Origin of the sequence: Micromonospora sp. NPDC048935, assembly GCF_043197875.1 — a bacterium.
GTDB lineage: Bacteria > Actinomycetota > Actinomycetes > Mycobacteriales > Micromonosporaceae > Micromonospora.
Genome location: NZ_JBICTZ010000002.1, coordinates 19,202 through 43,006 on the forward strand (window position 1 = coordinate 19,202; position 23,805 = coordinate 43,006).

18 protein-coding genes and 1 pseudogene are annotated in these 23,805 nt (G+C 71.2%); 4 read left to right on the plus strand and 15 right to left on the minus strand.

Going from position 1 to position 23,805, the window contains the following annotated elements:
* Positions 1 to 598: 598 nt before the first annotated feature.
* The 13 genes and pseudogenes from ACGFIW_RS06380 to ACGFIW_RS06440 all read right to left on the minus strand — a co-directional run.
* Positions 599 to 982 (minus strand): annotated as a pseudogene (locus ACGFIW_RS06380) (helix-turn-helix domain-containing protein); the annotation flags it as partial.
* A 5-nt stretch (positions 983 to 987) separates the two neighbouring features.
* The gene (locus tag ACGFIW_RS06385; RefSeq protein ID WP_393311326.1) at positions 988 to 2,040 is read right to left on the minus strand and encodes a MupA/Atu3671 family FMN-dependent luciferase-like monooxygenase; all 1,053 of its coding nucleotides are present in this window, start codon (positions 2,038 to 2,040) and stop codon (positions 988 to 990) included.
* Between the two features lie 4 nt (positions 2,041 to 2,044).
* Positions 2,045 to 3,394: an MFS transporter gene (locus ACGFIW_RS06390; RefSeq protein ID WP_393311328.1), complete on the minus strand. Its 1,350-nt coding sequence runs from the start codon at positions 3,392 to 3,394 to the stop codon at positions 2,045 to 2,047.
* Entirely contained in the window at positions 3,391 to 4,950 is a 1,560-nt protein-coding gene (locus tag ACGFIW_RS06395; protein ID WP_393311330.1) for an AMP-binding protein, read from the minus strand. Before ACGFIW_RS06395 ends, ACGFIW_RS06390 begins: the two co-directional genes overlap by 4 nt.
* The gene (locus ACGFIW_RS06400; protein ID WP_393311332.1) at positions 4,947 to 6,062 is read right to left on the minus strand and encodes an HAD-IIIC family phosphatase; all 1,116 of its coding nucleotides are present in this window, start codon (positions 6,060 to 6,062) and stop codon (positions 4,947 to 4,949) included. The genes ACGFIW_RS06395 and ACGFIW_RS06400 overlap by 4 nt, the downstream gene beginning before the upstream one ends.
* 14 nt (positions 6,063 to 6,076) lie before the next feature.
* A complete protein-coding gene (locus ACGFIW_RS06405) occupies positions 6,077 to 7,039 on the minus strand; it encodes a 3-oxoacyl-[acyl-carrier-protein] synthase III C-terminal domain-containing protein (RefSeq protein WP_393311334.1) in 963 nt (320 codons plus the stop codon).
* The gene (locus ACGFIW_RS06410; RefSeq protein ID WP_393311336.1) at positions 7,036 to 8,145 is read right to left on the minus strand and encodes an acyl-CoA dehydrogenase family protein; all 1,110 of its coding nucleotides are present in this window, start codon (positions 8,143 to 8,145) and stop codon (positions 7,036 to 7,038) included. The genes ACGFIW_RS06405 and ACGFIW_RS06410 overlap by 4 nt, the downstream gene beginning before the upstream one ends.
* On the minus strand, positions 8,138 to 8,419 hold the full coding sequence (locus ACGFIW_RS06415; protein WP_393311338.1) for an acyl carrier protein: 282 nt from the start codon (positions 8,417 to 8,419) through the stop codon (positions 8,138 to 8,140). Before ACGFIW_RS06415 ends, ACGFIW_RS06410 begins: the two co-directional genes overlap by 8 nt.
* Positions 8,416 to 9,264 (minus strand): 3-hydroxyacyl-CoA dehydrogenase family protein, encoded by an 849-nt coding sequence (locus tag ACGFIW_RS06420; RefSeq protein ID WP_393311340.1) that lies wholly within the window; start codon positions 9,262 to 9,264, stop codon positions 8,416 to 8,418. The genes ACGFIW_RS06415 and ACGFIW_RS06420 overlap by 4 nt, the downstream gene beginning before the upstream one ends.
* Positions 9,261 to 12,683 carry a thioester reductase domain-containing protein gene (locus ACGFIW_RS06425; RefSeq protein WP_393311342.1) on the minus strand — a complete coding sequence of 1,141 codons (3,423 nt, stop codon included), beginning with the start codon at positions 12,681 to 12,683 and terminating at the stop codon, positions 9,261 to 9,263. Before ACGFIW_RS06425 ends, ACGFIW_RS06420 begins: the two co-directional genes overlap by 4 nt.
* A complete protein-coding gene (locus ACGFIW_RS06430; RefSeq protein WP_393311344.1) occupies positions 12,680 to 13,015 on the minus strand; it encodes an acyl carrier protein in 336 nt (111 codons plus the stop codon). Before ACGFIW_RS06430 ends, ACGFIW_RS06425 begins: the two co-directional genes overlap by 4 nt.
* Positions 13,012 to 16,002, minus strand: coding sequence for a condensation domain-containing protein (locus ACGFIW_RS06435; protein ID WP_393311346.1), 2,991 nt, complete (start codon positions 16,000 to 16,002; stop codon positions 13,012 to 13,014). The genes ACGFIW_RS06430 and ACGFIW_RS06435 overlap by 4 nt, the downstream gene beginning before the upstream one ends.
* Before the next feature lie 80 nt (positions 16,003 to 16,082).
* Entirely contained in the window at positions 16,083 to 17,996 is a 1,914-nt protein-coding gene (locus tag ACGFIW_RS06440; RefSeq protein ID WP_393311348.1) for a non-ribosomal peptide synthetase, read from the minus strand.
* 440 nt (positions 17,997 to 18,436) lie between these two features.
* Between ACGFIW_RS06440 and ACGFIW_RS06445 the strand changes: the two genes are divergently transcribed.
* The 4 genes from ACGFIW_RS06445 to ACGFIW_RS06460 all read left to right on the plus strand — a co-directional run bounded on the left by ACGFIW_RS06445 (position 18,437) and on the right by ACGFIW_RS06460 (position 21,589).
* Complete coding sequence (locus ACGFIW_RS06445) at positions 18,437 to 18,934, plus strand: flavin reductase family protein (RefSeq protein ID WP_393311350.1); 498 nt, start codon at positions 18,437 to 18,439, stop codon at positions 18,932 to 18,934.
* A gap of 176 nt (positions 18,935 to 19,110) precedes the next feature.
* Positions 19,111 to 19,503, plus strand: a complete 393-nt coding sequence (locus ACGFIW_RS06450; protein ID WP_393311352.1) for a hypothetical protein — start codon at positions 19,111 to 19,113, stop codon at positions 19,501 to 19,503.
* Positions 19,504 to 20,508: 1,005 nt separating this feature from the next.
* Entirely contained in the window at positions 20,509 to 21,315 is an 807-nt protein-coding gene (locus ACGFIW_RS06455; protein WP_393312718.1) for an SAM-dependent methyltransferase, read from the plus strand.
* Positions 21,316 to 21,421: 106 nt separating this feature from the next.
* A complete protein-coding gene (locus ACGFIW_RS06460) occupies positions 21,422 to 21,589 on the plus strand; it encodes a hypothetical protein (protein ID WP_393311354.1) in 168 nt (55 codons plus the stop codon).
* 155 nt (positions 21,590 to 21,744) lie between these two features.
* Here the strand turns inward: ACGFIW_RS06460 and ACGFIW_RS06465 are convergent, their stop codons facing one another.
* Both ACGFIW_RS06465 and ACGFIW_RS06470 read right to left on the minus strand, forming a co-directional pair.
* A complete protein-coding gene (locus ACGFIW_RS06465; RefSeq protein ID WP_393311356.1) occupies positions 21,745 to 21,900 on the minus strand; it encodes a hypothetical protein in 156 nt (51 codons plus the stop codon).
* A 521-nt stretch (positions 21,901 to 22,421) separates the two neighbouring features.
* The gene (locus ACGFIW_RS06470) at positions 22,422 to 23,585 is read right to left on the minus strand and encodes an acyl-CoA dehydrogenase family protein (RefSeq protein WP_393311358.1); all 1,164 of its coding nucleotides are present in this window, start codon (positions 23,583 to 23,585) and stop codon (positions 22,422 to 22,424) included.
* Between the last annotated feature and the right edge of the window lie 220 nt (positions 23,586 to 23,805).

A 23,805-nucleotide genomic window follows, 5' to 3' on the forward strand; every position in this document is an offset into this window, starting at 1 on the left:
GACGGCCTGACGCCGGCTTCCCCGGAGACGACGGAAACCAGACGACCGGCTCCCCGGACCAGGTGCCCACCGCTGTCGCCAACCCGTTCAGGTCACGGGGCCGTTCGAGCCACCCCGCCCACCGTTCCAGCAGCCGGTGCCAGCTCTCCGCCGCCGGCACCGGATGCAGCTGGAACCGAGGGCGGGCGCTCAGCCAGGCACGGACGGCCGGGTGTGCGCGGGCGGTCTGCCCGGCGCAGGCGACGTGCACGTCCCATTCGAGCGGCACCCGCGCGTCGAGTGCACAGAAGAAGTCGAGAACCTCCTCGGGGGCCGCGCCGGGGGTCAGGGAGGCCGGAGTCAGGGGCATCGCGCGGATCACGTCGAGCAGGCGCTGGTGTCGGGGGCCGCCGGCGGCCCGGGTGGCGAAGGAGCGGCGGCCGGGGCCCGGCCCAGGCTGGTCTCGCTCCACCGCCAGCGCCAGAATCCGGTCACCAGCCGCGATCCGCAGCCCGGCCACCGAACGGACCGCCTCCGCGAAGCATGGGTCCTGGAAGAGCCGCCAGGTGGCTACCTGGTGGGGACGCAGGCCCGCCGCCCGCCAGAGCCGGGAGACAGCGGTCTGGTTGAGCCCCGCCACCGTCGCCATGGCCCGTGTCGACCAGAGTCCGGCCCCGGCCGGCGGTGCGGCCTGGAGCGTCCAGGTCACCACCGCGTCGATCTGCGCCGCGGTGATCCGCCGGCCGGCTCCTGGACGCGGCCCGTCCAGCAGACCGGCGAGCCGCTTGTCGGCGAAGCGGGCCCGCCACTTGCCCGCCGTGTGCGGCCCCACCTCCACCTTCGTGGCGACATCCTTGTTGGACAGCCCCTCCGCGCTGGCCAGCACGATCCGCGCGCGCAGGGCGAGGCGACCCGCGCTCGTCCGTGTCGCCCACTCCTCCAGCGTCCGGCGCTCGCGCGCGGAGAGGATCAGCTCGGCCTTCGGTCGCCCCCGTGCGGCCATGTCGGTCAGCTGGCGGCAGTGGCGAACCGCAACCGGAGCTCGTTGAGCTGGTCCAGCCCGGCCAGCACCGTCTTGTCCGGCAACCCGAAGTCGATCAGGCAGGCCACCTCGTCCACCCCGATCTCGCGCAGGCGGCTCGCCACCCCGTACGCCTTGTCCACGGTGCCCAGCAGACCCCCCTCGTCGAAGTACCGCTGGAACGACCGCTCGACCAGGAAGTCCAGCTCGTCCGGGGGGAGGCGGGCCGGGTCGATGCCGCGTTTGCCGTCCAGCCGGGACCCGAGGATCAGGTGCAGCGAACTGCGGATGTAGTCACTCAACGCAGGGCGTACGAGGTCCCGCGTCTCGTCCTCGTCGTCGCCGAGGTGGGTGTGGACCATGAGGGCCACGTGGCCGGGCCAGTCGCCGGGCCGGGCCGCGACAGCCTCCCGGTACACGGCGATCTTCCCGGCCAACTCGTCGAGATCCTGGCCGAGCAGGTGGGTCAGCAGGCCGGCGCCGAGCTGGCCGGCGCTGCGGAAGGTCTCCACAGCGCCGCCGCTGGTCAGCCAGATCGGCAGCTCCGCCTGCACCGGCGGCGGGAACACGCGTACCTCGCGGGTCTCCCCGACCCCGTCAGTGGCGGTGATCGACTCGCCCCGCCACAGCGCCCGAACCTGCTCGGCGTACTCCGCCAGGAGGGCGCGGCGGTCGGCGTACGTCTCCGGCCGGAGCACGAAGTCGGCCGCGTGCCAGCCCGAGGCGAAGGAGACGCCGACCCGGCCGTTGGAGAGGTTGTCCACCATGGCCCACTCCTCGGCGATGCGCAGCGGGTGGTGCAGCGGCGCGACGACGCTGCCCGCGCGGATCGCCACCCGGCTGGTCACCGCGGCGACGGCGGCGCTGGTGACAGAGGGGTTCGGGTACAGGCCGCCGAACGGGTGGAAGTGCCGTTCCGGCGTCCAGACGGCGGCGAAGTCGTTGGCGTCGGCGAAGCGCGCGCCCTCCAGCAGCACGCGGTACCTGTCGCTCTGCCCGAGGCGACTGTCATTGGCGAAGTAGAAGAGGCTGAAGTCCATCCGGTCAGCTCCTGTCGAATGAGAGGGGATCACCGGCCGGCTCGTCGCCGGCCACCGTCGTCGGCTCGTCCGCCGCTGACCTGGTGTCGGGCACCGTCGCCGGCTCGTCGGCCGCCGAGACGCCGCTGCGGGTCACGTCCTTCTGTGCCGCGCGCACCACGGCGGGAGCGAGCAGGCCGGCGGCGCACATGACCGCGCCGAAGATGAGCCAGCCGGGCCAGCCGAACCCGATGATGAGCACCGTCGCGGCGAACGGGGTGATGGTGGAGCCGAGTTGCGTGGACATGCCGAACAGGCCCTGGTACTGGCCGTGGCTGCCCTCGGGGGCCAACCCGTACGCCAACGACCAGGCTCCCGAGCTGTGCAGCATCTCGCCGAGCACGTGCACGAGGGCGCCGGCGAGCAGGGCCGCCGCCGCGGCCCAGAGGGGCAGGCCACCGGCGAGGGCGAAGAGCACGCAGCAGGCGGCGAGCACCAGGCCGGCCCGCTGCCAGGCCCGGGCGCCACCGTCGAGGCGCTCCGCTCCCCGGCTGACCCGCACCTGTAGCAGCACCACGCAGATCGTGTTGATCACGAGGATGACGGGGTAGAGCGCGGTGGGGGCCTCGGTGCGTTGCGCGATCCAGATGGGCAGCGCCACCGTCAGCAACGGCCCGTTCATCACCAGCAGCGCGTTGAGCACGACGAACGCCGCGTAGGGCCGGTCCCGCAGTACGACGAGGCTGGGCCGCGCCTCGGTGTCGCGGGTCGGCGGCACGGTCGGCACGCGCAGGTAGGCCAGGCCGGCGACCACGAACAGCACACCCGCGAGGAGCAGCAGCGTCCGGTAGCCCTCCTGGGAGTCGAAGTAGAGCCCGATCCCACCGATCACCGCGCCGAGGGTGACGCCCAGGTTGGCCACGGCGCGGAAGTATGACCAGGCCCGGACCCGTTCCTCCGGCGGCACCACGCCAGCGACAAGCGCCCCCCGGGACGCGTCGGTGGCGGACTCGCCGGCCAGCACCAGGCAGGCGACGGCGGTCAACCACCAGAAGCTGGTGACGAAGGCGTAGCCGCAGGTGACCAGCCCGAGAGCCAGCATGGCGAGCACCGTGGCGTTGCGCGGCCCGAAGATGTCGGCCGCGTGACCGGCCGGGACCGCGACCAGCATGCCGACCGCCGCCCCGATGGTCAGCGCCAGGCCGACCCTGGTCGCCGAAATGCCGATCGACGTGGTGAAGTAGAGCACGCTGACCGACATGATGATGCCGTGCGCGGCGGTCTTGGCCAGGTTGCTCAGCGACACCACCCGCACCACGCCGGCGGGTGGGACGAGTTCCGCCGTGGCGGCACGCAGCCGGGCGGCCGCGGTCACGCCGGGCCCGCCGTCGCCAGTTCTGCCACGGAGTCCCGCAGCGACCCCCGGTCGATCTTGCCGTTGGCGTTCAGCGGCAGGGCGGGCAGGTGGTTGAGCACCCGGGGCACCATGTGCAGCGGCACCTGCCGGCGCAGCCAACGACGCAGCTGCGGCACCTCAACGCCGGTGTAGAAGCCGATCAATTCCGTCTCTCCTGTTCGGTTGATCGCGACGACGACAGCCTGGGTCACGCCGTCGTGCCGGCGCAGCGCCGCCTCGATCTCACCGAGCTCGATCCGGTACCCGCGAACCTTCACCTGGTTGTCCAACCGACCGAGGTGGACGAGGTGGCCGTCCTCGATCCGCACCCGGTCCCCGGTCCGGTAGTAGTGCTCGTCGGTGAGACCACCGCCCTCGTACGGTTCGGCACCGTTGGGACCATACGTCAGGAATCGGCCGAGATCGTCGCCGGAGTCGAGATATCCGACGAACCTCTGCACCCCCCGTACACACAGCTCGCCCTCGTCGGCGGCGCGGCCGTCCGCACCGACGATCACGTGGTCGAGGAAGTCGTAGACCGGTCCGATCGGCACTGTGTCGTTGGAGGTCACCGGCCATCGCAGCGGGTCGAGGTCCAGCCGGAACTCGGTGCAGGCCACGGTCAGCTCGGTCGGGCCGTACACGTTGGTGACCACGGCCCCCGGGGCGATCTCCTGCCACCGCTCGGCCTGCCGGTAGGTGAGCGGCTCACCGATGAAGATGCTGTATCGCAGGTCGGTGACCTGCCCGGTGGGCAGGGTGCCCAGTTCGTCGCCGACCGAGACCACCGACGGGACCGAGAACCAGTGCGTGATCCGCCGGTCCCGTAGGTAGTCCACCGGGTTGAGCAGTTCCGCCCGGCGGGGCACGGCCAGTGTCGCGCCACCGGCCCAGGTCACGAAGAGGTCGAACACCGACGGGTCGAAGGTGAGATCGAAGGTGTGCGACACCCGCGCCCCCGGGCCGACGGCGAAGCGGGCGACGTTGTGGCGGACGTACGCCACCGCCGCGCGCTGCGGGATCGGCACCCCCTTGGGGCGCCCGGTCGACCCGGAGGTGAACAGGACGTAGGCCACATCGTCCGGGACCCCGTGCTGGTCCGCGAGACCGGCGCCGGTGCCGGCGAGCGCGCGCACCCGGTCGTCGTCGAGCGCCAGCACCGTCGGGGCGGCGTCGCCGAGACCGCCGTCGAGCTGCGGCGCGCCGGAGTCGTCGGCGACCAGCACGTCCACGCGGGCGAGGTCGCACACCCGCCGGTTGCGCAGCACCGGGTAGCCCGGGTTCAGGGGGGTCACCGCCGCGCCGAGGCGCTGCGCGGCGAGGTAGCCGGCGAAGGCGGTGACGCTGCGCTGGGCGAGCAGCGCCACCCGGGCCGGCACGCCGCCGTGCCGGTCGACGATGCTCTCGGCCAGCCCGAGGGCGCAACGGTGCAGGTCCGCGTAGGAGAGCGGGCCGCTCTCCAGCTCGACGGCGACCGCGTCCGGATCACGGGCGACGGAGGCGGCGAACAGCTCGTAGAGGGTCTCCCCGGTCATGCCGGCACCACCTCCGACCAGTCCCGCAGCCGGGCGTCGGACTCGCCCAGCGCCGGGGCGCGCAACCGCAGCGAGGTCGGTCCGCAGGTGCGCTCGGGACGCAGGTGCAGCAGATGCACCCCGTCCTCCGTCGCCAGGCCCAGGTCGGCGAGGCACGCGCACCCGTCGTCGGCGAAGCCGGCGAACCGGTAGGCGACCTCCATGATCCGGTTGCGGTTCGTCGGCCGGAAGTCCGCGGCGAGGTGTACGCCGGCACGCGCGGCCTGGTCACCGATCCACCGCAGGATGATCGAGCCGGCCCCGAAGGACACCACCCGGCAGGAGGTGGCGAGCAACTTCAGGTGCCAGACCCCGGGGCGGCGTGCCAGCAGCACCACCCCGACCGCGCCGTGCGGGCCGAACCTGTCGGCCATGCTGACCACCAGCACCTCGTGGTGCGGATCGTCGAGCAGGCCACGCAGGGTGGCGTCGGAGTAGTGCACGCCGGTGGCGTTCATCTGGCTGGTGCGCAGGGTGAGTTCCTCCAGGCGGGAGATGTCCTCGTCCCGTGCCCGGTCGATGACCATCTCCAACTCCAGGCTGCGCAGGAACTCCTCGTCTGGGCCCTGGAAGCCCTCCCGCGCGGTGTCTCGGCGGAACTTCGCCTGGTACATCTGCCGGCGTCGGCGGGAGTCCACGGTGACGGCCCCCGGGCTGAACTCGGGCAGGCCGGCCAGCGCCCCGGCCTGCTCGGCCCGGTAGCACCGGACCTCGGGCAGCTGGTGGTCGATCTCGGCGAGCTCGGCCGGCTGGTCGTCGATGAAGGCGATCGTGTTCAGGGCGAACTGCAACTCGTCGGCGATCGCCCGGATTGAGTCGGGCTTGCGTCCCCACCCGATCTGCGGGACCACGAAGTAGTCGGCCAGGCCGAGTTCCACAAGCCGAGCCCACGCGTGCTCGTGGTCGTTGCGGCTGGCGACCGACAGCAGGATCCCACGGGCGTCCAGGGCGACGATGGTTTCCCGCACCTCGTCCGGCAGGGTCACCTCGCCGTCCTCCAGCAGAGTGCCGCGCCACAGGGTGTTGTCCAGGTCCCAGACGAGACACTTCACCGTCGGCGGTGTCTGGCTCATGGTCGTTCCCTTCGTCAGATCTGCCAGACCGTGGCCGCCCAGGCCGCCACGGGGCTGTTGTTGAGAACCAGGACGTGGTCGCCGGGGCCGACGTCGCCGTCGGCGAGCAGCCGGTCCAGGTTGAGCACGACATCCATCGCGCCGAGGTGGCCGTACCGGGTCAGCTGCCGCTGGCAGACCGGGTGGATGGGCAGCCCGAGCAGGGATTGGTAGAAGCCGTAGGCGCTCGCTGTCACGTTCTGCATCAGCGTCGCGGCGACTTCGGTCTTGGTGATCCCGGCGTCGGCGAGCACGGTCTCGACCATCCGGCCGAGCCGCTGCCGGCTGTGCAGCGCCAGCTCGAACCGGTACCGGTCGGGTGACTCGCACTCCTCGCGCCACTCGTACCAGGGGGATTGCTTGTAGTCCACCTGGAACAGGTCGTGGAACGTGCCGTCACTCTCCTGCCGGTGCGCCACCAGGGCCGGCCGGCCGTCCCGGACGATGGTCATCGCGTACGCGCCGTCGCCGATGACGGTCACCGGGAAGCGCACCCGGTCCACGCCGGTGGGGCGGCTGGCGTGCGCGATCAGCACGCTCTGCCGGGTCGGGTCAGCGACCAGGAGGTCCCGGGCCAGCGCCCAGGCGGCGCTGGAGCCGGTGCAGCCGAGACTGTCGAGCGTGAAGGCGAAGGCTCTGTCGAAGCCGCCGTGCAGCTGCAACCGCCCCGCGTCGGAGCCGAGCAGGACGTCCGGCGCGCGCGACCCCACCATGATCAGCAAATCCGGGTCCAGCGGCGTCGTCTTGCCCAGCTCCTGACATGCCTGGACGGCGAAGTCCGTGGTCGGGGCGTCCGGGAACACGCCGACGCGGTCGATCCCGCAGGTGGCGACGAACTCGCGCTCCTCGGTCCGCAGTGAGTCGACCTCGGGCAGCGCGGTGACGGCTGTGAAATCCTCCGGCAGGACGCAGCGGATCGCACCGATGCCCACGGTCATGACCAGGCTGCCAGCGCGTGGTCGGCCAGCATCAGCTGGGACATCTCGTTGCTCCCCTCGATGAGCTCCATCAGCTTGGCGTCCCGGTACGCGCGGGCCACCGGGTGCCCGTCGCGACTGCCGGCGGACGCGAGGACCTGCACCGCCGTGCTCGCCCCCTCGGCGGCCCGGGTCGCGGCGAAGTGCTTGGCCAGTACGGCGGCCATGACCAGGTCGGGTGTGCGGGCGTCCCAACACCTGCTGACGTGCTCGCACAGCCTGGTCGCGGCCTGCTCGGCGACCGTCAACTCCGCCAGGTGACGCCGCACGAGCTGGTGGGAGGAGAGCGTGGCCCCGCCCTGGGCCCGGGAGCCGGCGTGCCGGGCGGCTTCGGTCAGGCAACTGCGGAGGATCCCCACACAACCCCAGGCCACCGAGACCCGGCCGTACGTCAGTGCCGTGGTGGCGATCAGGCCCAGTGGCATGGCCGCCCCGCCGAGCACCGCGTCCCTCGGCAGGCGTACCCCGTCGAAGTGGACGTCGGCGTGGCCGGCGGCCCGGCAGCCGAGCGGGTCGGCCACCCGCTCCACGCGCACGCCCGGCGCGTCCGTCGGCACCAGCACCGCCGCCGCATCGTCGCCGAACCGACCGAAGACCACCAGCAGGTCGGCGTAGGCGCCAACGGTGATCCACACCTTCCGCCCGTCGATCCTGAGGCCGGAGCCGTCCTCGCTGATCCGGGTGCTCATCGCGGAGAGGTCACTGCCCGCCTGTGGCTCGCTGAAGGCGACCCCGGCGAGGCTGCCACTTGTCAACGCGGCCAGGTGGGTACGCCGTTGGGCCGCCGAGCCGAGGCGCAGGACGGTCCACGCCGCCATGCCCTGCGAGGTGAGGACGCTCCGCAGCGAGCTGCACCGGGCCCCGGTGGCGGCGGTCAGCTCACCGTTGTCCAGGCTGGACAGGCCCAGGCCGCCGTACTCCTGGGGGATCTGCGCGCAGAGCACCCCCTTGGTGCCCAGCTCGCGCAGGGTTTCCAGCGGAATGCGGCCGGTGCGGTCCCAGGTTTCCGCGCGATCGCCGACGGCGGCGGCGACAAGCGCCGCCGCCTCGGACCACCGCTCAGTCATCGGACTCCCCGCGCAGCCGCAGGACCAGCTCGGTCATCCGGTCGACCGTCCGGAAGTTGTCCAGGCGAAGGTCGGGGCCGCCGATGGTGACGTCGAACGTCGACTCGATGTGCACCACCAGCTCCAGCGCGAACAGCGACGAGACCAGGCCGGCGGCGAAGATGTCGAGGTCCGGCTCGATGTCCCGTTTGGTCTGCCGCTCCAGGAAGGTGGTGAGCTGGCCGCGGATCGATCCCGGGCTGAGGACGTGCTGGTTGGTGGTGGATGAGCTCACTTGGTCCCCCTGTGCTCGTAGAAGCCACGCCCGGTCTTGCGACCGAAGTCACCGTCGGCGACCTTGGCCAGCAGCAGCGCGGATGGCTCGTAGCCCTGGTCGCCCGTGCGATCGCGGAGCACCCGCAGCGAGTCGACGACGTTGTCCAGGCCGATCAGGTCTGCCGTGGCCAGCGGCCCGGTGCGGTGCCCGAGGCAGCCGGTGAAGAGCAGGTCGATCTCCTCGGGCGTGGCGAGCCCCTCGTCCGCGATGCGGGCCGCCTCGTTGATCATCCGCTGCAGCACCCGGTTGATCACGAATCCCGGCCCGTCTCCGACCAGCACGACCTCCCGGCCCATGCTGGCCAGGAAGTCCCGGGCCACGTCCAGCGCGGCGGCGGAACTGCGCGGCCCGCGGATCACCTCCACCGTCTTGATCAGGTACGGCGGGTTCATGAAGTGGGCACCGACGGTGCGCTCGGGATGGGCGACCGCCCCGGCCAGCTCGTCCACCGGGATGGCGGAGGTGTTGGTGAGCACCAGCGCCTCCGGGCCGATGAGCGCGGAGACCTCGGCGAGCACCTTGGCCTTGACGTCGGCGAGTTCGGTGACGGCCTCGACGACCACGTCGGCGTCGGCGACGTTGTCGAGTTCCACTGTGGTACGCAGCTCGCCCACGTCAGTCCCGGTCAGCGCCCCCATCAGCCGGGCCAGCCTCAGGTGGCGGGTGACCTCGTCCCCGGCCCGGTCCAGCACGGCCCGGTCGACGTCGACCAGGGTAACCGGCAGGCCGTGCCCGACGGCGAGGGCGGCGATGGCGCTGCCCATCACGCCCGCGCCCAGCACTGTGACATGTCGCTGCTTCATACCCGCTCCTCGATCGCGTTGACGTCATCGCCCCGCCGCCCGGCAAGCTCGGGCAGGAGCGCGGCGAACTCCTCGTGGCGTTCGGCCAGGAAGACCAGGCCCCGGCGCAGCTGCTCGGGGGTGATGGCGGCGGAGAGGCCCTGTTTGCGCAGCCAGGACTGCCAGCCCCGGACCTGCACGTCGTCCTCGGCCAGCTCGTGCCCCTCCAACTCGTAGAGGGCCACTGCCGACATGACCTCGCTGCCGCCGTCCAGCGCCCGTTCGGCCACCCGCCGTTGCCACTGCGGCAGCGGCATCGGCTCGGTCGCCAGGCCGGCCCGGCCGAGCATGTCGAACAGCTCCCGGGTGCTGACGGAACGTTCGTCGGCCAGGTGGTAGACCCTGCCGACCGAGGAGGGCGACAGCGCCAGGGACACGATCGCCCGGGCGATCACGTCGACCGGGGAGACCGGTTCGGCGCGCTCGTCGGTGGGGTGGGCGCCGATGGCGAGGCCACTGGCGAGCATCCGCCAGACCAGGTCCTTGTTGTTGCAGGCACCGGTCTCCCGGGCCGACATGATCAGACCGGGCCGGAACACCCGGCCACGTACGCCGGCCTCCTCGGCCTTCTCCAACAGCCGCTCGCCGACCCACTTGCTGACCCCGTAGCCGCCGAGGTCGGAGTGCAGGGGCTGCTTGCGGGTCTCCAGCCGGGTGCCCGCCGTGCCCGACCCCGCGCCTGTCGCGGCCAGCGTCGACACGTAGCTGAAGTCGCGGATGCCGTGCCGGCACATCCAGTTCAGCAGGCCCGCCATCGGCAGGACGTTGTCCTCCCGCAGCGTCCGGTACGGCTCGGTGAAGACCACCCGGGCCGCGCAGTGCAGCACGTGCCCGACCTGGTCGGCAAGCTCGCCGTCGAGGTCCACGGCACCGGTGCCGGCGAAGGCCCGCAGGTCCGCCGGAACGACCCGGACCAGGTCGGGGTCCGGCTCCGGCAGGGCCAACCGTGCGGCGGTCTCGCGCAACCGCCGCATACCCGCCCGCTCGTCCGACGCCCGCACCACGCAGTGGACGCGACGGCCGGCGCGCTGCAACTCGTGCAGGAGGAAGGCACCGAGATAGCCCGCGGCTCCGGTGAGCAGCACGTCCCGGCCCGGTGCTCGGCGCTCCGCCATCGGCCCGATCGACAACGCCAGGTCGGCGTCGATCAGCTCGCCGTCCCGGTCGGCCGCGCTCTGCCGGTCGGGGGTCACGCCGGCCCGGACGATCTCGGCGAGCCGGCGCACCGTGGCCCGGCTGCCGCCGGCGCGGTGCAGGTTGATCAGTACGCCGTACTGCTGCTGGATCCGCAGCACCATCTGCACCGACAGCAGCGACGTGCCGCCCAGCGTGCCGAACTCGTCGTCCAGCCCGACGTCCTCCCGGTCGAACAGCTCCCGCCAGATGCCGGCGATGCTCTCCTCCATCGCGTCCCCCGCCGTCGCCCGCTCCGCACTGACGGGCGCGGGTGCCGGCTGCCGGCGGAACACGTCGAGGTGGTCCAGTGGCCAGTACCGCTTGCGCTGGAACGGGTACGTCGGCAGGCGAAGCCGCCGCCCCCGGCCGCCGCTGACCGCCTCCCAGTCGACCGGCACGCCGTGCAGCCAGGCGGTGCTCAACGCCGCATCCCAGCCGTCGTCCCCGGCGGGTACCAGAACCCCCCGCGAGTCGGCCAGGTCTGCGTCGCCGCCGGCCCCCTCCAGCACCACCGCGTACCGGTCCCCGGCGAGGTCGAGCCGGTCGACCACGGCCGAGCCGGGCAGCGCGGCCAGCAGCGCGGCCAGCCTCGCGGGCGTCGCCTGCTCCCCCGCCACGATGACGGCGGTGCGGAGGGCGGCCCGGACCGTGCGGACGGCCGGTGGGCGGGGCAACCGCAGCGCCGCCGCGAGCCGGTCGGCCGGGGCGGTCACCACCCGCCGCTCGTCGAAGACCGCCCGCCCGACCCGCAGGGTGTACGCGACGTCCGCCGCCTGCGCGGGGTCGCTGTCCAGCCGATCGGCCAGCGCCCGGCACAGGTGATCCAGCTCCACCCGGTTGCGGGCGGAGACGTTCAGCCGGACGACGGGGGCCGACGGCGCGGCCGGCCGGATCGGCACGGGCGGGGCGGCCACCACCATTGTGGCGTTGGTGCCGCCCACGCCCATCGAGTTGACCAGTACCAACCGCTGCGGGTCGGGACACTCGCGGCGGGTGGTGGTGACGAAGAACGGGCTCTTCTCCAGCTCCGCCGGGTCGCGGGCCACGTCGAACGTCGGATGCGGGGGTAGCGAGCCGGTGCCGGCCACGTGGACCGCCTTGATCAGCCCGGCGATGCCGGCGGCCGGACCGAGGTGCCCGATGTTGGACATCACCGAACCGAGGCCGCAGTAGCCCACCTCGTCGGTGCTGCGCCGGAACGCCTCGGTCAGGGCCAGCAGCTCGATGTGGTCGCCCAGCGGCGTACCGGTGCCGTGGGCCTCGACGTACCGGACCGCGTCGGCGGAGACGCCCGCGACCGACAGCGCCGCCGCGATCACGTCGGCCACCCCGTCGAGGTTCGGGGCGGCGTAGCCGAGGCGCGCGCCGCCGTCGTTGCCGACCGCCGAGCCACGCAGCACGGCCAGCACGGGGTTACCGTCGGCGAGCGCGTCGGCGAGCCGGCGCAGGGCCACCACCCCGACCCCGGAGCCGTACGTGGTGCCGCTGCTGCTCGCGTCGAAGGACCGGATGTAGCCGTCCTCGGAGACCCAGGCCCCGGGGATCGGCTGGTAGCCGAGCAGCGGCTCCACGACTGTCGCGCCACCGGCGAGCACCACGTCGCACTCCCCGGCGAGCAGACTCAGCATGCCGTAGTGCACCGCGTACAACGACGAGGAGCAGCCCGTCTGGACGCTGAGGGACGGCCCACGCAGGCCGAGCTTGTAGGCCGTCCGCGAGGTCATGAAGTCGGCCTGCCCCCCGACGGTGAGGTCGAGGTCCCCGATCGCGGCCGCCAGCCCGCGGTCACGGACCTTGGCGGCGAAGACCGCCGCGGAGTAGTTGCCGGCGGCGCTGCTGGCGAAGACGCCGGTCACCAGGCGGTCCGCGCCCGGTGCCAGCCCCGCCGACTCCAGCGCCTCCCAGCAGGACTCCAGGAAGATGCGCTGCTGCGGGTCGATGGCGTCGACCTCCCGGGCGGCGTACCCGAAGAAGTCGGCGGCGAAGTCGGCCACGCCCGGCAGGGTCGCGCCGACCCGGACGAAGCCCGGCTGGCGCGTTTCCTCCTCGCTGTGCCCGGCCGCGCGCAGTTGCTCGTCGGTCAGTTCCCGCATGGACACCACGCCGGTGTCGATGTTGCGCCAGTACTGCTCGGGGTTCCACGCGTCGGGGAAGCGGCAGGCCGTCCCCACGACGGCGATGTCCGTGTCGGATATCTCGGTCATGACGGGCGAGGCACCTCCGCCGTGCGGGCCCGGCCGAGCAGGGCGCGGCGCTGGCTGGCGCCGGTCACCTGTGGCCGCACCTCCTCGCCGACGCCGGCCAGCAGCCTGGCCTGCGCCCGGATCGTGGCGTGCTGGAACAGGTCGGCCACCCGCAACGACCGCTCGGTGAGCTGGTGCAGGTCCTCCCAGAGCATGATGAGCAGCAGCGAACTGCCGCCGGCCTCCAGGAAGTTCTGGTCCGGGTCGAGGCGCTCCGGGTCGTCGACGTCGAGGACCTCCGCCCAGGCGGCCCTGACCCGATCGAACAGTTGCTCCTCCGTCAGGGTGGTCAATGTCCCTCCAGTGGTCGCGCAGTGGGCTGCCGGATGACGTCGTCCGCCGCGGTGACGACCGCGTGCAGAACGGCTTGTGCGGTGGCGCTGTCGAACAGGGCGGCGGAGTACAGCAACTCCCACCGCAGATCCTGCCGCCGATCGACGACGGAGAATTCGATCTCGTACTTGAGGTGCAGTGGATCGAGCGGGCGGATCGTGGCGGTGACGTCCGGCCCAAGGTCCGGGGCCGACAGCTCGCCGTCCTCGGCGCTGAGGTAGACCGGCGTCACCGGCGGTCGACCGAGGTCGCGGTCGGGATGCAACGCGGCGGCGACCGCGTCGAACGGCGCCGCGGAGTGCCGGAAGCTGAGGTTGGCCGCGTCCCGCACCCGGGCCAGCAACTCCGGCCAGGTCGGCTCGCCACTGGCGTCGGCGCGCAGCACGAGCGTGTCGATGAACAGACCCACCGCGTCGGCGCTGCGCGCCCCCGTCCGCTGCGACCAGGGGAAGGCGAACAGGAAGTCCCGCTGGCCGCCGACGCGGGCCAGCGCCACCGCCAGCAGCGCGGCCGAGACCATGAACATGGTGCAGCCGACGTCGGCCGCGACCTTGCGCAACCGGTCCGCGCGGGTCGGGTCGAGGTCGTACGTCAGTCGGCCCGCCCGGGTTTCCTGGGTGTCGCTCCGGCCCCTGTCGTACGGCAGGATCACGTCCACCGGCGCACCGGCGAGCGCCTGCACCACCGCCCGGGTATCGGCCTGCGCGGTGTCGTCGGGGTCGGTGTGGCCGGTCTCGGCCACCGGCTCGGGCAGCCCCTCGCCCCGGTACGCCGCCGCGATCTGTCGCATCAGCAGATGCCGCGACCAGCCGTCGAAGACGATGTGGTGGACGACGACGACGAGGGTGACGTCCCGCCCGCCCCGGTCCAGCAGATGCGCCCGGGCGGGGGCGGCGCGCGCCAGGTCGAAGCCGGCCCAGCTCCACTCCGCCACAGCCTCGCGCACCTCGGCGTCGGTCCAACCGGCGGCGTCAACCACCGTGACCTCACCGGCGGGGCCGTCGGTGCGGTAGTAGACCCTCCGCTGCCGACGGTCGAGCTCGAAGCGGGCCCGCAGCGCCGGATGCCGGGCGAGCACGGTCTCGACGGCGGCGCGCAGCCGCTCGACGTCGACCTCACCGGCGAAGTCCACAACTGTGGGGACCAGGTACGCCTGCCGCAGCCACGGCAGGCGGTCGATGGACCAGAAGCGTTGCTGCGCCGGGCTGGTGACCTGCCTGCCGTCACTTTCCGTAGGCGTCGCGACGGCCACCCGGGGCGGAGCAACGAGCAGCCGGGCCAGCCCGGCCACCGTCGGGTCGGCCAGGAAATCCCTCGCCGACAGGACGATGCCGTCCTGGCGTTCGATCCGGCGCAGCATGGTGACGACCAGCAGGGAGTGGCCGCCGATGGCGAAGAAGTCGGTCGCCGGGGTCAACCCGGCCACGATCACCTCCGGGGGCTCCTCGACGAGGTCGGTCATCGCCGCGGCGAAACACTCGGCCGCCCGGCGCACCGCCGCTTCCGGCACCGGGGACACCGTGGCCGTCGCGGGTGCCGGTGCCGCCGTCGTCCAGGCCGGGTCCGGACCGAACCGGGCCAGCTCCGCCAGGGGTACGGAGAATCGCTCCGTCACGGCCCCGAGCAACCCGAGGTACGCCTCGGCCAGCGCCGCCACCACCGTCCGGGGATAGCGGGCCAGGTCGTACTCCCAGCGGGCGTACCAGCCGTCGGCCCGCTCCTCGACGGTGAGCATCAGGTCGAACTTGGCGGTGCCGTTGGGCAGCACCTCGGGCAGCGCCCACCGCACCGGCACCTCCGGGCCGGGCACGGGAAAATTCTGCAGGGCGAAGGCGACCTCGACCAGCTCGGTGCGCGCCGCAGCGGTGAGATGGTGATACGGCAGGCGTTGGTAGAGCAGGGTGCGGAACGCCTCGCCCCGCGCCTGGGCGCACAACCGCGCGAAGTCGTCCGCCTCGCCCAGGCGGGCCCGCAGTGGCACGGTGTTGGCGAAGAAGCCGACCACGTCGTCGGCCTCGGAACCGGGCCGGTTGGCGGCGATCACCCCGTACCGGAAGCTGTCCCGCCCGGACCAGAGTCTCAGCAACACCTGGAACCCGGTGCCGAACAGCACGAACGGTGTGAGGCGGTGTTCGGCGGCCAGTTCGGTGACGCGGTCCCACAGCCCTGCGGGGAGGGCGGTGACCACCTCGTCGCCCGCCCGCACCACCGCGCGCCCTGATGTGCCGGGCAGCGCGCCGGCCAGGGTGAGCCCGGGCCCGGCGGCGAGGAGTTCCGCCGCCCGCTCCGCCACCGCGGCGCGCGCGTCGGGCCGGTGCCCGGCCTCCCGGTCGCGCCGCGCCAGCTCGACGAAGCGGGTCGCGACGGCGGGCAGGTCAGGCCGCCGGCCGTCGACGCCGGCCGCGTACGCCGTCGCGAGGTCGGCGCAGAGCCGCCCCATCGACCAGCCGTCGAAGGCGATGTGGTGCAGGACCAGCAGCACCGCGTCGCCACCGGTGAGGCCGGTGAACGCGGCGCAGCGCAGCACCTGGCCGGTGGACAGGTCGAGCGGCGCGGCGCAGAGTTGGCGTACCTCGTCCTCGACGTCGGCCCAGGACCTACCGGGGGCCCGAACGACTCGGACCGCCACGTCGGCCGCCGGGCCGACGAACTGCTCCGGCTCGTCGCCGCGCAACCGGTAGCCGGTCCGCAGGGGTTCGTGCCGGGCCAGCACCGCGGTCAGCGCGGCACCGAGCACCGCCAGGTCGACCCGGCCCTGCCAGCGCAGCAGCACAGGAACGAGGTAGGTGGCCGCGTCGGGGGCGGCGACGTCGATCAGCCACAACCGCTCCTGCGCGAAGGACAGCGGGCCGCACTCCGGTCGGTCGGTCTGCGGGCTGCTGGCCGGTGGGATGTCGGCCGGTGGGATATCGGTCTCGGGCACCGACAGGGGCGCTCGGGTGTCCATTCGTCTTCCTCCCGTTACCTGCGCTCGCCGAGGTCGCCACAGCGACCGGCTCCGCACGTCCGCGTGCTCCGGATGGTCGATCAGTGCGTGCGCTCGAGCGCGACCCTGATCTGGTCGGCGAGGTGGGCGAACGAGTCGGCGAGCAGCACGTCGTGCGGCTCGGATCGGACGCCGAGGCGGTCCTGGACCCGCCCGGCGAGCTGGACCGCCATGATGGAGTTGCCGCCCATCTCCAGGAAGTTGCGGGTAGCGGTGGGCTCGCTGCCGACCACGTCCCGCCAGATCACCCGCAGGGCGGCGGTCACCGGATCGGTCTCCGGCCCGACGGCGGCCTCCGGGCCGGCCGGACCGGCGGCGGCGTCCGGTCCGGACTCCGCCAACAGCCGGGCGATCGCGGCCCGGTCCACCTTGCCGGTCGGGCCGATCGGCGGTCGGCGGTCGAGCGGAACCCACCGGGAGGGCACCATGTAGTCGGGGACCTGCTCGGCCAACCGCCGGGCCAACTCGGTGAGATCCAGCTCCTCGGCCGCCGGCACGACAGCCACGGCGAGCAGCGCCTGCGGCCCGTCGCCGAGTTTCTCCGCGTACGCCGCGTCGGCCAGGCCCGTGGCGGTGACGGCCAGCTCGATCTCGTCCAGCTCGATCCGGAAGCCACGCATCTTCACCTGCCGATCACGCCGGCCCAACACCTCGAAGACACCGCCGGGAAGCTGGCGGGCCAGGTCGCCGGAGCGGTAGACCCGCTCGTCGGTGCCCGGCCGGGTGACGAACCGCTCGGCGGTCAGGTCGGGACGGCCCAGGTAGCCCAAGGCGACGCCGGGACCGCCGATGTACAGCTCGCCGACCTCGCCCGGCGGGACCTCGGTGCGGTCCGGGCCGAGCACATGCAGGCTGGTGTGCTGGAGGGGACGACCCACCGGGACCCGGTCCCGGCCGGCCAGGCTCTCCGGGGTGCAGTCGTGGAACGCGGCGAAGGTGGTGGTCTCGGTCGGGCCATACCCGTTGACCAGCCGCGCGGGCGGCGAGCCGGCGAGCAACCGCCGTACGACGGACAGGTCGAGCTGCTCACCGCCGACGAGGACGGTACCGACGGTCCGCAGTGCGGCCGGACGTTCCCGGGCGATCATGTGGAACAACGAGGTGGTCAGGAACAGCACATCGACCGACAGGCCGTCCAGATGCGTCGTCCACTCCTCGAGAGGCAGGTCGGTCACCGCGGGCAGGGGCACCACGCAGCCGCCGGCGGCGAGCGCGCCCCAGACCTCGAAGGTGCTGGCGTCGAATGCCGGATTCGAGGTGTGGGCCACACGATCGCCGGGCGCGACGGTGCAGAACAGCGGCTCGACCACCAGCCGGCTCACCGCCCGGTGCGGAACCACGACCCCCTTCGGCTCGCCGGTCGAGCCGGACGTGAACATGACGTAGATCGGGTCGTCCGCGTCGATCAGGTCCGGAACCGGGCCGGGTGCGGTCTCATCGTCGGCTGCCGCCGGGTCGACACGCCGGGCGGCACCGAGCCACGGTTCGTCCTGATCGGCGATCACGACGGAGACGCCCGCACTGTCGAGTGTCCGGCGCACCCGGTCCACCGGTGCCGCACTGTCGACCGGCAGGTATGCCGCGCCGGCACGCGCCACCGCGAGCATCGCCACGATCAACGAAACTCCGCGCGGCAGGGAAAGGGCGACCACCTCGCCCCGGCCCACGCCCAGGCGGCGGAGGTGGGCGGCCAGCGCGCCGGAGGATCGCCACAATTGCGCGTAGCTCGTCGCTTCTTCACAGCTCGGGTCGAAAATGGCCGGACTATCCGGTCGACTCTGGACCCAGCTCTCCACGAGTGACGGCACCGAGCGCGAACATTCTGCTGGCAACACATTCCCCCCTGAATGCGCTAGCGACAATGAGCAGGGGCATGACAGATGACAATGTCTCCCCGCAGGAGTCCCGCGCCACACTACCAAGACAACACCGGGCACAATAGTGATCCACGTCACATCAATCGAGAGGTGCGGGCGACTTCGCCTGGGCGGAAAAATGGTGAAATTGCGCCCCTTACGATTACCTGGAGTGAAACAGTTGAGGCGCTGCGCATCGCGGCAGCGACAGGTGCCGACGCGCCACAAAGCGCCCCCACCTCAGCCATGACCTGCAATTTTTCGACAACGCGACACCCCCGTCCGGACATCTGAGAACATTCCGCCGGCCCGCATCACGGAAAGTAGCCATCCCCCACACCAGGGGCGAAGTCCGTTATCATCGCGAACGTTTCAACCATGAGACGACCCTGACACCGACAATTCCGGACCATCCTCGAAATCTCCGTCGCCTACCAGCATTCATGCTGGCCAAACCCAATTTCGCCCGCGTTGATTTCATTCATTCTGGTCAACTGGTCGAAGGCGGGCCGGCGGCGACCGGAACGGAGGACAGACTCGTGAACCCACCCGCGCCAACGGTTGAACCCGATCAGTTCCGCCACATCCTGGGCCACTTCGGCACAGGCGTCACGACGGTGACGGCCCTCGACCCCGCAACCAACCGGCCGGTCGGCCTGACCGTGAACTCGTTCGCGTCCGTCTCGCTACGCCCGCCGCTGGTCTCCTTCTGCGTCAGCCGGGACAGCGGGAGTTGGCCGATCATGCGCGCCGCCGACCGGCTCTGCGTGAACATCCTCTGCGTCGAACAGCAGGGCGTCTGCGAACGCATGGCCGCCTCCCGGGCGGACCGCTTCCGGGGCCTCGACTGGGAGCTGTCCCCCGGTGGCGCGCCGATACTGGCCGGCGTGGTGGCCTGGGTGGAGGGCACTGTGGAAGCCGAACATGCCGCCGGCGACCACGTCATAGTCGTGCTGCGGGTGCACCACCTGCACGGTCGGATGGACGGGCAGCCCCTGCTGTTCCTCCGCGGTCGCTACGGCCGCTTCGCCTACTGAGCGCGACGAGATGAGACCCCTTGAGCGGTGGGCCCACTGCCTGGACGGGAGACGGAGGTCGTCACCGGGCGGGAGCGGTACGCGCCCTGCGGCTGACCATCGTCAAAGAGAAGGTCATCCGGGAGATCCTGTCGTCCGGGGCCGCCGCCTCCGGCTGCCCCCAGGACTGGCAAGACATGGTGGCCACCGAAACCAGCGGCCCGACGCCCAGTGCGCTACCGGGCCACGTATCGCTTCCGTTCGAGCCCACCTCACAGCTGCGGCTGTGCGTGTTCCGGGTACCGGCCGATCGGCAGGGAACACGCGAGATCGCCGGAACCTTCGACAGCGGCCTGCTCCTTCCGGAGCAGCGGCGCGAGGTCATCGTGCGGACGTTGGCCTCGATGCCCCCGACGCAGGAGTGCTCGGGCCCGGCGGACCGGTTCGCCGTACTGCGGGCCGCCGATAACACCGGCGGCGAGATCTACGTCGAACTCGACCACTGCCGGCGAATCCTGACAAGACCGATGTCTGGCCCCCCGACCCTGGCCCAGGCCGACCGCACGCTCATCGGACTACTCGGAAGATGACCGCCGGAGCTTCCTGGCGCGGGCGTGGGGCTGCGAAGACAGCCCCGATTCAGCCCTTCAGCAGCTCCCGCGCCATGACGACCCGCTGCACCTGGTTCGTACCTTCGTAGATCTGGGTGAACAACGAGGGCATGACCTCTGAGCTGGGAAAACACTGCCGTTCGCCGCGCTGCCCAGGATTTCCCCAGAGTGCGTGTAGGCCCGGCACGGAGAATTTCGCTTACTAGTCCCGCGAGCAGAACCGCGTTGCCTTCCGGGGCGGCCGACCTGCACGAACCATTACCTAGCGTCAAGGCTCTTGAGCCATGACTGCGTCGCTGCTTGGCGTAGCGTGCCGACATAGCGCACTGACTCCCCGGCTCATCGACCCCGGGCTGCCGGCCAGCGCACTCGACTGTCGCTCGCTCACCTTCTTCGACTTAGCACTCACTTCGCGCCTTGCTTGCGAAGTGCCAAGTAGCCGATGCCGATTTGCCCGCCCTGAGCGGCAACCTTCGACAACCGCTCCTGCCAGGCATCGCTGGCCTTGCCGCAGTCAGCAAGCCCAGCCAGTACGCCAGATCGCCGCCCCCGCAGGGCGCCGCGAAACTCCGAGCAAGGGTGGCCGTACCACGCAGGTGGTCCTCAAACCGCTGACATCATCACGGTGTTGCGACCCGCGGCACCGGCCTGCACGCCGGACGCCGCAGCCCCTCCGTAGAGGATCAGTGGTCGCCTTCAACCACCGGCGACCCCGTGCTCCGGGAGGGGTGAACTGGCCCGACTACTGATGGTCAACCACGGACAGTCGGCACGCCGGTTACGCTGAGGCTTCCGCCATCCTAGTCGAGCCCATTGATCATCGCCGTGGGCTGGACCAGTAGCGCCCCGGACCCAGCGGTGGCGATCGATACTCTGGTGGTCCTCACGCAGTCGCCGTACCTGGGCATCCAACTGGAGTCCGCCGTGCCGTCGGACCGCTGCCCCACTTGCGTCACCGAGCCGTCGGTGCGGAAGAATGCTCTCATGACCGAGGACCGGGAGTTCCCGCCAGGATCCAAACTGGACACTACGGTTCCGCACTCGGCGCGGATCTGGAACTACTGGCTCGGCGGCAAGGACAACTTCGCGGTCGACCGGGCCGCCGGCGACGAGGTGATCGCCCACATCCCCGACATCCCCGTCGGGGCAAAGTCCGAGCGCGCGTTCCTCAAGCGCGTGGTCCGGTTCCTCGTCGAGGATGCCGGCATCCGTCAGTTCCTCGACGTCGGCACCGGCCTCCCCTCGGCGGACAACACCCACGAGGTCGCGCAGTCCCTCGACCCGCACTGCCGGGTGGTCTACATCGACAACGACCCACTCGTCATGGCACATGCGCGTGCGCTCCTGACCAGCGCGCCGGGCGGCAGGTGTGACTACGTCGAAGCCGACCTACGGCAGCCGGACACGATCCTCGCGTCCGCGCGGCAGACGCTCGACTTCTCGCAGCCGATCGGGCTCATGCTCCTCGGCGTCGTCAACCACCTCATGGACGACGACGTGGCGTACGGCTCGGTCGCGCAGCTCGTGCAGGCAATGCCCACCGGTAGCCACCTGGTGCTCACCCACTCCACCGCGGAGATCCACGGCGAGCCGATGCTGCGCGTGATGCGGGAAACCACCGAACGCGGCGGCACGCCAATCCGCGCCAGGACGAAGACGGAGCTCGAACGCTTCTTCGACGGGTTGGATCTGCTGGAGCCCGGCGTCGTCACGTGCTCGCGCTGGCGCCCCCACCCCGAGTCCGACGAGCCGGAGGTCTACCTGTTCGGCGGCGTCGGCCGCATCGGCTGAGCTGAGCCTCTCGACGCCCGTCAGACCCGAGGGCAACCTCTTCACCGGACCGGGAACGACCTGTCAGGTCAGCAGCCACCGGTGCGGTTCGCGGCAACGAGCCGCGGTGGCCACCATCGAGGTCCGTCGGGTCCACGCCGCGGCCGGCGCCGGGATTGCGATCCTCGCCCGGTCCAGCGACCGGGCGCAGCCGGACTACTACTGCCAGGTCTACGACGCGCTCAACCTGTTGCGATCCTCGCCCGGTCCGGGGACCGGGCGCAGCAGCTCGTGAGTAGCCAATATTCAAGTTAACCAGTAATTAGACACCAGCCGTGACACCAGACAAGTCCCAATTAGTGCGATTGAGTGGTTAGGAACATCAGGCTGCCTGAGTGGTCACTGAAGGTTCCTAGATCACGAGCGGCCCCACAAAGGTCACCGTTCGCGTCAGCCCGAGGTGTTCGACACTATCGAGTGCGTGGTCGGCAGGCGATAGATGCGGTGCCACCGCCATGTGATCGACGGCTTCTCACAGGCTGCGACGATCTTCATCTTGCCCACCTTCGCTCCGACCCAGGTGCAAACGATCACCACGCCGGACACGCGTCCACCCATATTCGGATGCGCCTGGATCATTCGCAACTGGGCGGATCCGGAACACGGGCGAGGCGGCACGTACACAGGCATAACCCCAGCAAACTATGCGTGTCACGGCCCAACCCGAAGAACATCGGCTTCAACACCCAAGCCGCTCGTTCGAATCCCGCCAGACGCCGGTCCGGCAAACGAACCGACCCCCGGAGAGCACCCCCGAGATGCCGACTCGCACCAGACGGGGACACTCCAGAACACCATCATCGCCACTCCGCGTGACCGTCACCCCTGCGGCATCAACCGGATCCATCGAGGCAGCAGGTTTCGCTCCATCGGGGCACACCGGCGCACCAACCACTTGGCAATTCTTGAATGCAGATACAAAGATGGACTTCCCCGGGTTTCCCCAGAACTCCAGCGAGAAGCGTTCCGGGAAACCAAGAACCTCCCACAAGGCAATCGCTCAACTACCCCACGTAGCCGCGACATCCACCTGGCCACACCACCACTGAGCTGCCAAAACAGTCGGATCAGCCCTTCAGCAGCTCCCGCGCCATGACGATCCGCTGCACCTGGTTCGTACCCTCGTAGATCTGGGTGATCTTGGCGTCGCGCATCATCCGCTCGACGGGGTAGTCCCGCGTGTAGCCGTAACCGCCGAGCAGCTGCACCGCGTCCGTGGTGATCTCCATGGCGGCGTCGGAGGCGAAGCACTTGGCCGCCGCGCCGAAGTAGGTCAGGTCGGCGTCGCCGCGCTCGGACTTGCCGGCCGCCGCGTAGGTGAGCTGCCGGGCTGCTTCCAGCTTCATGCCCATGTCGGCGAGCATGAACTGGACGCCCTGGAACTCGGCGACCGCCTTGCCGAACTGTCGGCGCTCGGCCACGTACCCCTTGGCGTAGTCGAGCGCGCCCTGCGCGATCCCGACGGCCTGCGCGGCGATGGTGACCCGGGTGTGGTCCAGGGTCTTCATCGCGGTGGCGAAGCCGGTGCCCTCCGCGCCGATCATGCGGTCGGCGGGGATCCGCACGTTGTCGAGGTAGACCTCGCGGGTGGGCGAGCCCTTGATGCCGAGCTTCTTCTCGGGCGCGCCGAAGCTCACACCAGGATCGGACTTCTCGACCACGAAGGCCGAGATGCCCCGGGAGCGGGCGGTCGGGTCGGTGACGGCGAAGACGGTGTAGAACTCGGACACGCCCGCGTTGGTGATCCACCGCTTCACGCCGTTGAGCACCCAGTGATCCCCGTCACGAACCGCGCGTGTCGTCATCGAGGCGGCGTCGCTGCCCGCCTCGGGCTCGGAGAGGCAGTACGAGAACATCGCCGCACCGGAAGCGACAGGTGGCAGGTAGCGGCGCTTGAGTTCCTCGGAACCGGACAACAACAGCGGCATCGTGCCGAGTTTGTTCACCGCGGGGATCAGCGAGGAGGACGCGCAGGCGCGGGCCACCTCCTCGATCACGATGGCGGTGGCCAGTGCGTCCGCGCCGGCGCCCCCGTACTCCTCGGGGATGTGCGGGGCGTGGAAGTCGGCCGCCCGCAGTGCCTCGTAGGACGCCTTGGGGAACTCCCCGGTCTCGTCGGCCTCGGTGGCGTGCGAGGCGACCTTCGCCGTGCAGACGGCACGCGCCGCCTCCCGGATCGCCTGGTGCTCCTCGGGCAACTGGTAGACGTCGAACGACTCGCCTGCGGCCATGTTGGCCCCTCCCCTTCACCGCTATCATGCGCAGTCTCTGACGACTTCTGACCGCCGACCGCGCAGACTGAAGACTAGCGACTGCAGTTCAAGTGATGTTACCGGCGCGTAGGTATGGGCATGAGGGTGCACCCACGCCGCTGGGCAATGATGGAGGACAACAGTGAGCCACCCCTCCGGTGCCCCGCCAGGCGCCGCAGCAGAATGCGACGCGACGACG

What these genes read in the sequence shown, in the direction of transcription:
- ACGFIW_RS06385 (WP_393311326.1), bottom strand. Translation starts at nt 2,040, where the DNA reads ATGGACTTCAGCCTCTTCTACTTCGCCAATGACAGTCGCCTCGGGCAG.
- ACGFIW_RS06395 (WP_393311330.1), bottom strand. Translation starts at nt 4,950, where the DNA reads ATGACCGGGGAGACCCTCTACGAGCTGTTCGCCGCCTCCGTCGCCCGT.
- ACGFIW_RS06400 (WP_393311332.1), bottom strand. Translation starts at nt 6,062, where the DNA reads ATGAGCCAGACACCGCCGACGGTGAAGTGTCTCGTCTGGGACCTGGAC.
- ACGFIW_RS06405 (WP_393311334.1), bottom strand. Translation starts at nt 7,039, where the DNA reads ATGACCGTGGGCATCGGTGCGATCCGCTGCGTCCTGCCGGAGGATTTC.
- ACGFIW_RS06410 (WP_393311336.1), bottom strand. Translation starts at nt 8,145, where the DNA reads ATGACTGAGCGGTGGTCCGAGGCGGCGGCGCTTGTCGCCGCCGCCGTC.
- ACGFIW_RS06420 (WP_393311340.1), bottom strand. Translation starts at nt 9,264, where the DNA reads ATGAAGCAGCGACATGTCACAGTGCTGGGCGCGGGCGTGATGGGCAGC.
- ACGFIW_RS06425 (WP_393311342.1), bottom strand. Translation starts at nt 12,683, where the DNA reads ATGACCGAGATATCCGACACGGACATCGCCGTCGTGGGGACGGCCTGC.
- ACGFIW_RS06435 (WP_393311346.1), bottom strand. Translation starts at nt 16,002, where the DNA reads ATGGACACCCGAGCGCCCCTGTCGGTGCCCGAGACCGATATCCCACCG.
- ACGFIW_RS06450 (WP_393311352.1), top strand. Translation starts at nt 19,111, where the DNA reads ATGGTGGCCACCGAAACCAGCGGCCCGACGCCCAGTGCGCTACCGGGC.
- ACGFIW_RS06455 (WP_393312718.1), top strand. Translation starts at nt 20,509, where the DNA reads ATGACCGAGGACCGGGAGTTCCCGCCAGGATCCAAACTGGACACTACG.
- ACGFIW_RS06470 (WP_393311358.1), bottom strand. Translation starts at nt 23,585, where the DNA reads ATGGCCGCAGGCGAGTCGTTCGACGTCTACCAGTTGCCCGAGGAGCAC.